The following is a 13,766-nucleotide window of genomic DNA, read 5'->3' as shown; positions in this document are numbered from 1 at the left end:
CTAATCTAGCGCTTCCATTAGTTGCTCATATACTTTCTCAAGTTTGAATTCTAATTTCTGTTTCTGCCCAAACAACGATTGCATTTCTTCCAAATCGCCGGTTTCTTCCAACTTTATGTCCAATTCGTTTATCTCTTGTTCCAGCTTCTCCACTTCTTTTTCATAAGTTGCTACAATGTCGCTTTCTTTTACTGTATGATCTTCTGATGGCTGAACTGGACTAGCTTTCTTTCTGTTATCTTCCTTTGGCTTTCCGCTCGACCTCTTCTCTTCCAACTTCTCCCTTGCCCAGGTATAATTGCCTGCGAATGCATGGACTTTCTTCGATTCAATCCAATATATTTTTTGAAACAGTTTGTTAAGAAAATAACGATCATGAGATACAGCCACAATTGTACCATTAAAGTCTTCCAATGCTTCCTCCAGCACTTCCCTTGATTCAATGTCCAGGTGATTAGTGGGTTCGTCAAGTATGAGCAGATTTACATCTTGATACATGAGCTGTGCCAAACGAAGCCTCATCCGTTCACCACCACTAAGCTGGGATACCTTTCGAAACACCGTATGTCCGTAAAATAAAAACCTCGCCAGAATGCGCCTTGCTTCCCCCTCCGTAACTGCAATTTCTTCTCTAAATTTGTCAATTACTGTTTCATTCTCAATATCCTGATAGACATTTTGTGACAGGTAGCCAACCTTCACATTACTCCCTATTTTGACAATACCTTCATCTGGATCATGGTCCCCAAGAATTAAATGAATTAATGTCGATTTCCCTGTTCCATTTTCTCCAACGATCGCCACATGATCTTGATATGTCACATGTATATGAACGTTTTGAAAAAGGACGCGATCTCCAAATTGCTTGGAAACCTCCTCAAATATAATCACATCTTTTCCACTCCTGCCGCCTGCCTCCATCTCCAAATTCATTTTCTTTCGCTGTAGTACCGGGCGGGCTAGTTTTTCCATACGCTCCAACGCTCTTTCCATATTTCTTGCCCGTTTATGAAGCCCTTCATTTGGGGGATTAGCTCTGTTCGCCCAATCTCTGAGTCGCTTTATGGCTTCCTTCATCTTCTTCATTTTCTTTTGTTGCTCCTGATATGCTTGAAACTCGTTTAATAAACGCGCTTCTTTTTCTTTTACAAATCCGGAAAAATCTGTATGATAACAATTTATTTCACCGTCCTCCAAGTCCAATACCTTTGTGATCACTTCATCAAGAAAATAGCGATCATGCGAAATTACTACGGTGGTACCCGGATACTCTTGTAAAAATTCTCCCAGCCATTCTACAGCCATGAGATCCAAATGGTTTGTTGGTTCATCCAGTAACAGTAAATCAGGCTGCTTAAGGAGAATCAGCGCTAAACCTACCTTTGTCTTTTCACCTCCACTTAGAGAAGCAAACGATCTGTCCAGCAATTGATTTATGTTTAAGCCATTCACTATTTTTTCTATAGCTGCCTCTATTTCGTACCCTCCACCTCGTGTGAATTGCTCCTGCAAATCTCCGTAACGTTTTATAAAGATGTTTAACTTCAACTCATCTATTTCCTCGCTCATTGCTTCTTCGCATACCCTCATACTTTCTGCTATTTCCAAGAGCTGTGAAAAAGCAGTCAGAAGCACTTCCTTCGTAGTATCTTCCTTTTCAAAATCAGGAATTTGCTTTAAATAGCCAATTTGTATGCCTTTCTTCCAGTGAATATGCCCTTCATCAGGTGTCTCTTCACCAGACAGTAACCGAAACAATGTGGACTTCCCACTCCCGTTACGACCGACCAAACCTATACGATCCTTCTCTTTAATTTCAAATGAAATATTTTCAAATATGGAATTTCCACCATACATCTTATTTACTTTATTTACACTGCATATTGTCATCTTTACTTCCTCCTAAAATAAAAAAAGCCATGAGGAAGACACACTTCCCCATGGCACTAAAAAATAATATAAAAAAGAGGAGCATGAAAAAGCTCCTCTTTTTTATACATAGACAGGCATAAGCTACGATTCATTTGACTCTCGCCTAATCCTTTATATGTGGGTATAGAGATGTTTTCACTGTTTTTGTATTGCTATTCAGTTGCTAAAAAAGGGCATACGTATCCCGTCAGCAACTGCAACAGCAAATTTTGCACGGACAAAATAGAGGAATTCATTCCAATATCCGCGCATAAAAACAGTAGTATTCAACATCCTAAACCCACCTCCGTTCTAAATAGTTACTATTATTCTATCCGTAATTCGAACAATTTTCAAGTATTTCAGTTAATTTAATTATAAGAGAGACTATTAAAGCACAAGCGCTCGCTTAGCACTGGTACAAACAACGCCTCAATTATAAGAGGTGGAGCGCTTTGATTGCACATTAAAATAAGTCCAATTGCCTTGGTGCAAGGCCCTCATACTGAATGTCCATCAGCCCCTGAAATTCCTTTGCATTCCCTGCAGCATCTCCACCTGAGTTATTGTTAAAAAGGACAATTATATCTTCGGATTCCTGTGTGAGCTTCTCTATCCTCTGCTTCCATTCCAAGAGCTCCTCCTGATTGTACTTATATAAATAACGCACATCGCGCCAGTTAGTATCTGCATTCTTTGGCTTATTCCACCCATGAACATTCCTGCCATGCATACGAACCAATGTTTTATTTGAATTGGTCACGACAGGAACGATTGGAATGGATCTGTCACCAGCCTGAGGTTCATCTGCAATGGAATGTATCCAGCCTTCCTTTTCCATAAAGTCCAGGGTGGATTGACGAAATTCATCCGAAAACCATGATTGATTTCTAAATTCCAAGGCAATAGGAATGTCTCCCATCCGCTGTTTACAATAACGGAGATAATTCACATTTTCTTTTCTGCAATCAAACCATGGGGGAAATTGAAATAATACCATCGCTAGTTTACCAGCATTCTGATACGGCACCAAGGATTCAAGATAAGCCTTAAACATATCCTCCTTTGTTTCAAAAGGGATATCTCCTCGTTGGTGTCCTGTCATTCCTTGATATGCCTTAACCACAAAGCGGAAATTTTCCGGTGTTTGCTTCACCCATTTCTCTGCATTACGTATTGGCTGGATAGCATAAAAGGATGTATCTACCTCTACTACTGGAAAATGGCTGCTATATTCGGCCAGTTTATCTTTTGATTTCAGGTCAGGTGGATATAAAGAGTGATGATCGCCCCACCCGGTTACACCTATATATATCACCCATGCTACCTCCTTTTTAGTAAGCTACTTTCCACAACATATTTATTATTATTATATTACAGGAAAGGAGTAACATTTTCGAATGAGAGAAGAAGGGATATAAAACTTGAACTTGCTGGTAAGAATTAATGCTTAATTGCCTCCTTACTTTCATCCCGATTTTCTTGTACAATACCTACAATCATCTAATAATAAATTTCCCAATACAAAATATTTATACATAAAATACCGGCAGACATAATCGTCATCACAGAAATACGTTTATTATAATTTACCAATCTATTTCTTTTTAGTTTTATAATTAAAAAACCACTAATTACTAGTACAATAACAACATAAATAAGGTTTAAAGTTAAGAATGGTTTAAGAAATGAATAACTCACCATCGATAAAGTCTTAAAAACGATCCAAAGGACATTTGTAAACATAAGGATATTTAGAAGATGCTGTGTAAAATGAAATATTTGCAAATTCTTTTTACTCCATATCCTTTTACATAGAGTAACGATCACATAGATAACAGAAAACATGAAAGCTAGTAACCCCAGAATAATTATTGCCCACTCCAGAAAATGTTTATAGGAAGGAATGTAAAGTAAATCTGAATATGTACTAGATAAAATCTTCTTATTTTGCGGGTTTTCTGAATAAACGTCAACACTATACATACTAAAATCATCGTCTGTTTTATAAATGCCAGGCTCCAGCTGAGAGTAATATAAGTCATTAATCCTAATAGCATCTGACCCTTGCTGTTTTGTATGGCTTCTTAGAAATAAACCATATAACTTGCTGAAACCATGTCGGGGCAACCGAGCTGGCTCATAAATACCTTTCCATTGAGATGAATTTTCCAGATGTAAGTCACTTTCAACATGTTCATACTTACCAAAAACGAGTTCAGGTATACCATGAGTGAATGTACTTTCATCCTTCATGTTCGTCAAAACTAAAACTCCCATACGATTTATTCTATCTACGTAAAAAGAAGAGCTAAAAGCCTTCGAATTTCCTCCATGCCCAAAAACACCCGGACTCTTTGATGGTAAATAAAATAAGCCATTTGCAATTCTGGGGATATTTGTTTTCGGATAAAATAAAGTTGGTTCAAACAGCTGAGTAATCGTTCTGTTATTCTTAAATAAAGGTGCCCCATCCTCAGCTAATAATGCTTGCAACAGCTTTTGCATGTCGCCAGCAGTTCCCATAACGCTACCTGCTGGAAACATGGGGATTGAGAAATTGTTGGATTGAATTAAACGTAATGCATTCGAATATCCATGCACCTTTTTTCTTTGTTCTTTTACCCATTTATTATCATCTTGGTGGGGATCTATTGCCGTTTTCGTCATATGAAGTGGTTCAAAGATATTTTTTCTTACATATTCCCGGTAGTCTATACCGCTAACTTCTTCCACAATATAAGCAGCAAGACCACTTCCATAATTTGAATAAGCAACAACATCTCCAGGCGAAAATACTTGCTTAATATCTGCGCTTTCAAGTACTTCTCTTAAGGAAGTCTTCTTAGTAGTTTGATGAATCATTAAATCTGTGTAACTATCGTCAAAACCAGCCGAATGATGCATTAAGTCATACATCGTGATAGGTTCTTCAAAATTCTTTGGGTAATGAAAATCATTGGGTAAATATATTTCAATATTTGTTTCTAAATCAAGCTTTCCTGCTTCTACTAATTGTAAAACACTAATCCAAATTAGAACCTTAGAAACCGATGCCCATTCGAACACAGTATTTTCATTAACTGGAACTTCTTTTTCTATGTTCGAATATCCCTTCATTTTATAGGTTATTTTATCATCAACTACCATTATTGTTGCTAAACCGGCAATATTCTCTTCATGTTTAACAATGTAATTCTCTAATTTATTTTCCAGAAATGCATGCTCATTAGCAGAAGACGTTATTTGAGGGTTATATCCAAATAACATCCAAAGAAGCAGAAAACAAATGAACGCCATAAAAATATTATTATTATATTTACGCATTGGATTCCCCTCCATGGTTGAATGGTTTTTATAATTTAAATAATTTTCTTAAAATTAATTGCAAAAGTACCCTTTAATTTTCTTTTGCAACACCTCGAAAATAAAAACATCCGTTCGTTTACTTGATTATAAACGAACGGATGACAATCTTCCATATTTAATAGCATTATTATTTTTAGACAGGGGTAATTTCAAATTCTCTTATATTTACTCCACAGTCACGCTCTTTGCCAAATTCCTTGGCTTATCTACATCACAATCCCGATGTAATGCAGCATAGTATGCAAGCAGTTGTAACGGTACCACACTTACAAGTGGAGTGAGCAATTCATGGACATGTGGGATAACAAATGCGTCTGTATCCTGTTCCAAGCCTCTCATACTGATCACTAAAGCATTCGCTCCACGGGCAACTACTTCCTGCACGTTACCGCGAATGGAGTAGTTCACATTGTTCTGTGTTGCCAGTGCAATAACTGGTGTACCTTCTTCAATTAGAGCAATGGTACCGTGCTTTAATTCTCCACCGGCAAACCCTTCTGCTTGAATATAAGAAATCTCCTTTAGTTTCAAGGCCCCCTCCATACATACATGGTAGTCAGTGCTTCTACCAATAAAGAATGCATTACGGGAGGTCGGCAAATATTCACGTACCAGTTCTTCAATTCCTTCTTTTTGATCTGTTAATATTTCCATGGCATTTGCCACAATGGCTAGCTCCTGCATCGGATCGAAGTCCAATGTAATGCCTTGGGCTTTTGCGGTATCTACTGCCAGTATGGCAAGCACGGCAATTTGAGCTGTGTATGCTTTTGTTGAAGCAACAGCAATTTCCGGACCTGCATAAAGATTTAGCGTATAATCGGCTTCACGAGAAAGGGTGGATCCCGGCACATTGGTAATCGTTAGTGACGGATATCCTAATTCTTTAATTTTTACTAATACAGCACGACTGTCTGCTGTTTCACCACTTTGCGAAATAAATACGAACAGTGGCTTTTCTGATAATAAAGGCATGTTATAAGAAAACTCACTGGCTACATGTACTTCAACTGGAATTTTTGCCAGCTTTTCAATAAATTCTTTTCCAACCAATCCAGCATGATAACTGGTTCCCGCTGCAATAATATAAATTCGATCACATGCTTTCATAGCAGCACGGATATCTTCATCGAGTTTCAGTTCATTGTCTTCTGTTTGGTATTCGTTAATGATTTTACGCATAACGAAAGGTTGTTCATCAATTTCCTTCAGCATAAAGTGCGGATAGGTTCCTTTTTCAATATCACTCACATCAAGCTGAGCAGTGTACGCTTCACGTGTGATGACTTCCCCATCGAGTGTTTGAATTTCCACGGAATCACGTTGAACAAGTACAATTTCCTGGTCATGAATTTCCACATATTGATCCGTTTCTTTTAGTGTTGCCATTGCATCACTTGCTACAAGGTTGAAACCTTCTCCGATACCTACTAATAAAGGGCTCTTATTTTTTGCAACATATAGTGTATCTTGATCCTCGTGGTCAATGAGTCCAATTGCATAGGACCCTTTTAGCAATTTCAATGCTTGACGGAACGACTCCTTCGTATCCTGGTATTCATCATGTAGTTTTTCAACTAGCTGAACGATAACCTCTGTATCTGTTTCACTCACAAAATTTGTACTTTGCAGATGGTCTTTTTTTATATCATGGTAATTTTCAATAACACCATTATGAACAAGTGTAAATCTGCCAGACGCGCTTTGATGCGGATGTGCGTTCTCTTCACTTGGCACACCGTGTGTTGCCCAGCGGGTATGGCCGATCCCCATTGTTGCATGAATAGAAGGCTCTACTCGGTCGCGAAGTACTGCAATACGACCTTTTACCTTTGTAACATGGACTCCTTCGTTGTTTAACATAGCTATTCCAGCCGAATCATAGCCACGGTATTCCAATTTCTCCAGCCCATTTAATAAAACTTCTTTTGTATCATTTTGTCCGATATATCCTACAATTCCACACATCGTTTGATGGCCTCCTTCGTAAAGGGGCAGAAAACGACCTCATATCTAACAAATCGTGTTCAAAAGGAGGATAAAAAGAACTAATAAATTCCATGTAACATTTTTACCGGTCCTTTTGAACATCCTCTAACAGGGGCCGCTAAACTGCCCCTTTCTCGTGTTCGTATTGGACATCTTACTTCTTCCCTTTGTGCAATGAGTCACCCCACTGTTTTGAGAAAAAAGCCTGACGACTGAGATGTGCAATCGGGAGGTACCCGCCGAAAAAATTCGATAACCCCCACCTCGTCAACTATTTTCCATTGCGGACGGAAAATAGTTCTGGCGCTTTAAAAACTTACTTAAACTTTAATGCCCCTTTCTATGTTTGAATAAACCTTCTTTTTCCAAAAGGCTACATCACATTTTAACCGATTTATCCTGTTTCGGTCAATTGTTTTTTTGTGATGTTATTGTTTAGTTTATGTTAGCGGACATCTTACGTGAGTGAAAATGGTGTAATGGCCATACTCCTATGACTTAAACGCCCTACCGAAATGGCAGGGCGCTAAATTTTCATTTAACTATTTACTTGCTTGATGCTTTTCCATGAAATCAAGCATCCGCTTATAAACATTAATTTCGTTTTCTTTTTTGGAGAAGCCATGTCCTTCATCTTCCAACACAAGATATTCGACATCTCTGCTTTTTTCTTTTAACTTAGCAACAATTTGATCTGATTCTTCTTTTACTACCCGAGGATCTTTTGCACCTTGAATGACGAGCATCGGTCTGGTCATCCCCTCCAAATACGTAATTGGAGAGTCCTTGATAAATCGTTCTTTATCACGTTCCGGATCACCTATCCAACGGTCCATGATTGGTTTCCAATGAGGCGGTACCGAATTTACGAAGGTGAACAAATCGGACGGTCCAAAAATATCTACCACTGCCTTAAAATAATCTGCGTGACGGCCATGTAGCAATAATGCCATATAGCCACCATAGCTTCCTCCCACGAGGAATAATTTTTCCCGGTCAGTGATCTTTTGGTCAAATAACCATTCGATTCCTGCTACACAATCTAATCGTGGTCCTTCTCCCCAATCCTGTTCCACTAATTTTACAAAATTGGAGCCATAGCCCGTACTGCCTCGGAAGTTAGGTGCAAAAATGGTATAGCCCTGGTTGAGAAAGCTTTGGAACATCGCACGATATGTCTTTCTTTCTGCGGCCTGTGGACCACCGTGTGGCCAGAAAATGGTGTGGCCATTGTCATTTTCCGGTAAGGCTTTGAATAAGAGTGCTTCAATTTTCTTTCCGTCAAAGGAAGGGTAGGAAACTACTTCCGGATCCACCATATGTTCTTTGCTTACACCCAATACGGTATTATTCGTAAGCTGCTCCCACTCTATGCCATCCATAGAATAAAAGATGTTAATTGGCTGAATACCACTTGTACCAAGAAGATAAATTGCCCCGGACTGCCCAATACTTAATTGTCCAACTACTTCTGCAGGAGCTTCTAATTTCAAGCACTTTTCTGAATGAAGGTCATAACGATACAACAGGTCAGAAACGCCCTTTTCAGTAACAATGTAAAACGCATCATTTGTCTGATCCCACTTCAGGGAAGTAACACTTTCCTCTTCAAATTTTTGTACAGTTGAAAATTCCTTTTTAGTTATATCAAATTTAGCTATATAACTATACTCACTTTCATAATCAGTTACAAAATATACCGTCTTTTCATCTGTGAATACAGGATCAAAAACGACATGAACTTTCTCGGGGTCTGGTGTTAAAGAAAATTTTTCTGCTCCAATGCTTACAAATCCAGTTACATAGGTATTCGCATATGATTGAAGATATACAAACGAAGACTCCTTCTCTGAAACAGCGGCCAGCTCTGTTAAAGCATCTTTTCCTGTATGGATAAGCTCATCTGAGTTATCCTTAAGGTTGCGGACACGCGTATTTAAAAAAGAAGGGTTTTCCTCTGATGTCATATAATATAATCTTTCACCATCTTTACTCAAATGGGAAAAGAAAAACTTATCCGAGGCTTCCCCGGTAATTAATTTTTGAGAAAGACCGCCTGTAACAGGCAAGCTATAGATATGATGATTTTCGTCACCATCTTTATCAAACCCAGCAAGTACATATCTGTTTTCAGGATCAAACTTAATAAAACTGCACGATTCATCAACATGTGCAAAAAGATATGGAAAGTTTCCTGGCAAATCCATTGCCCATAAGTTCATCTTGCCATTTAAATTTGTACTAAATACGAGTTGTTTCTCATCCTTACTTACTGCAAAATTAGTAATCGCATAGCTACGGAAAAATTGCTCGACAGTTGGTTTTGGAAATGTAATCATGTGTACGCCTCCTGATTTTTTTAGACTTTCATATGTATTTTTCCATGTTGTGGAAAATTACTCCCTTTAAATTATATAATACTTTTGTATGTTCTGAAAATGATAAGAATAGTGTAAGTATAGCAAGCCTTCCCATCAAAGGAAACAGACTCCAGTCGGTTTTCAACTCCGACTTAAGCCGGAAGAATATTTTATATATAGATAAAGTAGAGAGGGGTATCCTGCATGCGATTAATAGCATTACTTTTATCCTGGTCACATATTTACATTTTGTATCTATGGCTTGCTAACTCTCCATTATTGTTTTCCCAATATGGAATCTCAATTTGGATATTTACAGTTGTTCTCAGTATGATTATCATTTACAAAATGAGAAAAGCATCTGCTTTTAAGACGATTCTGCTTGTATCAACTGGTGTCATGCTATTTCTTGTTGCTGTAACTATTGCTATCCATTTCATTACTACTTCCATGCCTTAGGGATACATAATTCCATGTTTGTTGTGCAAACTATAATCATTATCTAATAAAAATGGGGGTTCTATTTATGCCAAATCAAAACCTGCATGAGCAATTACAATCTGCAAGCAGACAAATTAAAGAAGCGCAGGATGCTATTTTACAGGCGCAAGGTAGAGACGCTGAATTATTACAACAGGCACATGATCAATTACAACAAGCAGAGCGAGAATTGCAGCATGCGCAGCAGCATTCAGGGAAAACAGCAACCGAAAACCCACAATTTCAACAAGCTTATGAAAGCTTGCATGATACACGCCAGCAAGTACAGGAAGCACAGCAAAATAATAGTGATGTCCTATAGATTTGGAAAAGCGAAACACCAGCTATCTGGCAATAGCTGGTGTTTCGCTTATTAACTCATTGCTTCTCTATTTTCCCATCCCGAATAGATATGACCCTATCACATACATCAAGCACGCGTTCATCATGTGTGACCATTATTCCAGATTTACCTCGGTTCTTTATTTCATCTGCCAATAATTCCACAACTTCACGACCCCGTTTTGAATCCAGACTTGCTGTTGGTTCATCAGCAAGGATTAACTGTGGATCATTAATTAATGCTCTTGCGATAGCGACACGCTGTCTTTCTCCTCCAGATAGTTCATTTGGATACTTATTAATACGATGTGCTAAACCAAAATGCTCTAATAGTTCAATTGATCTTTTTTCTCTCTTATGTTTTGATAAAACATCAATGAGGTTCAATTGATCCTTTACCTTTAAATAAGGAATTAAATTAGCCGCCTGAAATACAAAACCAATTTCGTCACGCCTTTTTTCTGTTATTTTCTTTGTAGAAAGGTTTGTAATATCTTCACCATGCAGAAAAACTTTTCCTTCACTTGGGGATAAAAGAGCTCCTGCAATAGATAGCATCGTACTTTTACCCGAACCGGACGGACCGATAATTGCTACAAATTCTCCCTGCTTTACTTCTAATGATACATCATCAACTGCTCTAAATTCTTTTGGACCATCACGATATATTTTTGAAACATTTTCCAATACTAAACTCATTTTCCTGCCCCCTCAATCGCTTCAATTGGGTCAATCTTAATTACTTGAACTAAGGAAATAAGTGCACCCACCAGTGATACTGCTAATATTAATAACGAAGATTGCAGCATCCCAATAGAACTTAACTTAAATGGCATATCGGCAGGAAAAGCTGCTCCGATTCCATACGTTAAACCAACACCTACACCGATACACAGAACAGAAATAATGAGCACTTGACCAATTACACTTCGAATTAAATATGTGGTCTTTGCTCCAAGTGCTTTAAGCACACCAAATTGGTCTCTTTTTTGTAATGTAATCACATAGAAAAAAGCTGCCAGCACAAAGGCTGCAATGACGTATAAGAAAGCAATCATCATATTGAGAGATGCTTGTTCCTGTGAATAACTTGGTATCCCCTTAAGCAATTCACCGTTTGTGGCTACTTCATAACTACTTCCGATTTCATCTTGTATTGCAGTTACGCTTGCTCCGTTGGAATTCACAACAAATGCATTCATCTTCTCCGGGTTCTTACTTGTCATAAATACAACCGGTGTATGACTATAGCGCTGTTCATCCGTAAAACCAACAACCTTAACTTCTTTCTCTTCGCCAAAAGTTAATGTATCACCCAGCTGAATCCCTTCTCTTTTAAGTGACTGATCAACAATTACCTCGTTAGCATCATTGATTGCATTGCCTTCTGTTATGGTCGGCAGTAACATACTTTCGGGTTCTGTAACGAAGATAGAAACATCTTCATTTTTATCTGTACCATTTACAGTAGCGTTTCTCATTTGAATGGATAATGAATTAACTTCCTTGATACCATCTGCTTGCTCCATTTGCTTCATATTCGACCGGGATACAAATGACTTGGTCATATCCATTTCCGCATCCGAATTTAATATCACATAATCTGCTTGTAATTCCTGAATTGCTGAAGCATTATCTGCTGATAGCCCCTTTGCCAAGCCAGAAATTATAAAGATAAGACTGGCAACTAAAACCATAATTAAACCAATCAATATATATCGTAGTTTTGAATAAAATAATTCTCTTATTGCAAGAAACAATTTCCTCACTCCTCTTCTTTCAATATATATAGCATACATAGATACTATGAACAGAAGATGAACAAACGGTTACTATGAAAAACAAAAGCAGAAGCACCTGCCAAGGATGAACAACTAAAAAGAGGACTCTTGTTGCTGTTATACAACTCAAAAGCCCTCTCACGCCTAGTTATCTATTGGTAATGTTACAATAAATCGTGATCCTTCTCCCAGTGTACTTTCTACCATAATTGTACCATCATGTAATTCAATAATTTTCTTAACAATAGCAAGCCCCAAACCAGTACTATCTTCTGTACGTGTTCTTGCTTTATCTACTTTATAGAATCGATCAAACAGGAAAGGTATGTTTTCCTCTGTAATACCAATACCAGTGTCCTCTACAACAACATCTATCTCTTTCTTTTTCTCATGCGTTCGTAGTGTTATTTTCCCATTATTATCTGTATAACGAATCGCATTCGATACCAAATTCACCCACACTTGCTGCAATAAACGTGGGTCCCCTTTTAAATAAACGGAGGAAATATCCAATTCAATAGAAATATTTTTCTCTCGCCATTGCCATTCCGTTGTTTGAATGGTTTCTCTTAATTGAGCAGCAACATCAAATTTCTGCCCTTCATTTATATCTTTCTCACTGTCCAAAAATGAGAGGGTTAGCAGCTGCTTACTTAATAATGACAACCTCTTACTTTCCTTTTCGATAATAGTTAAATAATGAATACGTTCCTCTTTCGAAAGCTCTTCCTCTTTTATTAATTTAGAAAAACCCTGTATAGATGTAAGTGGGGATTGAATTTCATGAGAAACACTGGAGACGAATTCCTGCCTTTTCTCTTCTATCTGTTCCAGATTTCTACTCATTTTAGAAAAGTCATTGGCAAGTCTGCCAATTTCATCTTTTCGTTTTACTTTTAACTTCAGATGATAATTTCCTGCAGCAATTTTCTTGGTGGCTATCGTTAAATTTTTAATTGGATTTACAATGTAGCGTGTACTGACTAACACCAGAAGAAAACTGAATAACAAGGTTAATATTAATAATACGGCAAGGAAAAAACGCATCTCACCAAATTGTTGCGAAGAGTTTGGTCGGACAAACAGAGCTTGTCTTTCTCCATCCACCATGACTGGAACCCCGATGGTATTAACCAGCTCATTATCGAAAAATCCAGTAACAAAAGGTTTCCAAGGATAATTTTTTATACCGTGATATACCTGTCCATCGAGTATTTTCTCAATATAGCGCTCATTCATAGCTGTTGAGGAAAATGGATCACCAAACGTTTTTTCAGTTCCTTCCTGATCAATCAAGTAAAATTTATAGCCTAAATCTGTCATGGCATTTAAAAAATCATCAATGGATTGATTATTATTATGGTTATAAATTTCAACAATATTATTTGCTATGTGGGTAATCTTCTCGTCATTTTGGGGCTTCAAATAGTATTGATAATAAATATTTGTAACAGCAAAAGCGATGACAGCACTTGCAATCATAATAGCCATTGTTGTGATAATAATCCGCACATAAAGGGTACGCATAACTAAA

The 13,766-nt window shown here is 37.7% G+C and carries 11 protein-coding genes; 2 read left to right on the top strand and 9 right to left on the bottom strand.

What is annotated here, in order from left to right; genetic code table 11:
• The 6 genes from abc-f to BME96_RS01280 all read right to left on the bottom strand — a co-directional run bounded on the left by abc-f (nt 1) and on the right by BME96_RS01280 (nt 9,608).
• The gene (gene abc-f / locus BME96_RS01300; RefSeq protein ID WP_071648077.1) at nt 1–1,890 is read right to left on the bottom strand and encodes a ribosomal protection-like ABC-F family protein; all 1,890 of its coding nucleotides are present in this window, start codon (nt 1,888–1,890) and stop codon (nt 1–3) included.
• A 198-nt stretch (nt 1,891–2,088) separates the two neighbouring features.
• Nucleotides 2,089–2,205 carry an RAxF-45 family protein gene (locus BME96_RS20100; protein ID WP_019376945.1) on the bottom strand — a complete coding sequence of 39 codons (117 nt, stop codon included), beginning with the start codon at nt 2,203–2,205 and terminating at the stop codon, nt 2,089–2,091.
• A gap of 172 nt (nt 2,206–2,377) precedes the next feature.
• Nucleotides 2,378–3,229, bottom strand: a complete 852-nt coding sequence (locus BME96_RS01295) for a DUF72 domain-containing protein (RefSeq protein ID WP_071648076.1) — start codon at nt 3,227–3,229, stop codon at nt 2,378–2,380.
• 185 nt (nt 3,230–3,414) lie between these two features.
• Complete coding sequence (locus BME96_RS01290; RefSeq protein ID WP_071648075.1) at nt 3,415–5,238, bottom strand: serine hydrolase domain-containing protein; 1,824 nt, start codon at nt 5,236–5,238, stop codon at nt 3,415–3,417.
• A 207-nt stretch (nt 5,239–5,445) separates the two neighbouring features.
• Nucleotides 5,446–7,248 carry a glutamine--fructose-6-phosphate transaminase (isomerizing) gene (gene glmS / locus BME96_RS01285; protein ID WP_071648074.1) on the bottom strand — a complete coding sequence of 601 codons (1,803 nt, stop codon included), beginning with the start codon at nt 7,246–7,248 and terminating at the stop codon, nt 5,446–5,448.
• Between the two features lie 563 nt (nt 7,249–7,811).
• A complete protein-coding gene (locus tag BME96_RS01280; protein WP_071648073.1) occupies nt 7,812–9,608 on the bottom strand; it encodes a S9 family peptidase in 1,797 nt (598 codons plus the stop codon).
• A 225-nt stretch (nt 9,609–9,833) separates the two neighbouring features.
• Between BME96_RS01280 and BME96_RS01275 the strand changes: the two genes are divergently transcribed.
• Nucleotides 9,834–10,088 (top strand): hypothetical protein, encoded by a 255-nt coding sequence (locus BME96_RS01275; RefSeq protein ID WP_071648072.1) that lies wholly within the window; start codon nt 9,834–9,836, stop codon nt 10,086–10,088.
• Nucleotides 10,089–10,155: 67 nt separating this feature from the next.
• On the top strand, nt 10,156–10,431 hold the full coding sequence (locus BME96_RS01270; protein ID WP_019376952.1) for a hypothetical protein: 276 nt from the start codon (nt 10,156–10,158) through the stop codon (nt 10,429–10,431).
• Between the two features lie 56 nt (nt 10,432–10,487).
• Here BME96_RS01270 and BME96_RS01265 read toward each other — a convergent pair whose 3' ends face one another.
• The 3 genes from BME96_RS01265 to BME96_RS01255 form a co-directional block, all read right to left on the bottom strand.
• The gene (locus BME96_RS01265; RefSeq protein WP_019376953.1) at nt 10,488–11,150 is read right to left on the bottom strand and encodes an ABC transporter ATP-binding protein; all 663 of its coding nucleotides are present in this window, start codon (nt 11,148–11,150) and stop codon (nt 10,488–10,490) included.
• Nucleotides 11,147–12,220, bottom strand: coding sequence for an ABC transporter permease (locus BME96_RS01260; RefSeq protein ID WP_231478657.1), 1,074 nt, complete (start codon nt 12,218–12,220; stop codon nt 11,147–11,149). Before BME96_RS01260 ends, BME96_RS01265 begins: the two co-directional genes overlap by 4 nt.
• A gap of 156 nt (nt 12,221–12,376) precedes the next feature.
• Nucleotides 12,377–13,759, bottom strand: coding sequence for a HAMP domain-containing sensor histidine kinase (locus BME96_RS01255; RefSeq protein WP_071648071.1), 1,383 nt, complete (start codon nt 13,757–13,759; stop codon nt 12,377–12,379).
• Nucleotides 13,760–13,766 lie beyond the last annotated feature (7 nt).

The organism is Virgibacillus halodenitrificans (genome assembly GCF_001878675.1).
Taxonomy (GTDB): domain Bacteria; phylum Bacillota; class Bacilli; order Bacillales; family Amphibacillaceae; genus Virgibacillus_Q; species Virgibacillus_Q halodenitrificans.
This window is presented reverse-complemented; position numbering and strand designations above follow the sequence as displayed.

What these genes read in the sequence shown, in the direction of transcription:
- abc-f (WP_071648077.1), bottom strand. Translation starts at nt 1,890, where the DNA reads ATGACAATATGCAGTGTAAATAAAGTAAATAAGATGTATGGTGGAAAT.
- BME96_RS20100 (WP_019376945.1), bottom strand. Translation starts at nt 2,205, where the DNA reads ATGTTGAATACTACTGTTTTTATGCGCGGATATTGGAATGAATTCCTC.
- BME96_RS01290 (WP_071648075.1), bottom strand. Translation starts at nt 5,238, where the DNA reads ATGCGTAAATATAATAATAATATTTTTATGGCGTTCATTTGTTTTCTG.
- glmS (WP_071648074.1), bottom strand. Translation starts at nt 7,248, where the DNA reads ATGTGTGGAATTGTAGGATATATCGGACAAAATGATACAAAAGAAGTT.
- BME96_RS01280 (WP_071648073.1), bottom strand. Translation starts at nt 9,608, where the DNA reads ATGATTACATTTCCAAAACCAACTGTCGAGCAATTTTTCCGTAGCTAT.
- BME96_RS01275 (WP_071648072.1), top strand. Translation starts at nt 9,834, where the DNA reads ATGCGATTAATAGCATTACTTTTATCCTGGTCACATATTTACATTTTG.
- BME96_RS01270 (WP_019376952.1), top strand. Translation starts at nt 10,156, where the DNA reads ATGCCAAATCAAAACCTGCATGAGCAATTACAATCTGCAAGCAGACAA.
- BME96_RS01265 (WP_019376953.1), bottom strand. Translation starts at nt 11,150, where the DNA reads ATGAGTTTAGTATTGGAAAATGTTTCAAAAATATATCGTGATGGTCCA.
- BME96_RS01255 (WP_071648071.1), bottom strand. Translation starts at nt 13,759, where the DNA reads ATGCGTACCCTTTATGTGCGGATTATTATCACAACAATGGCTATTATG.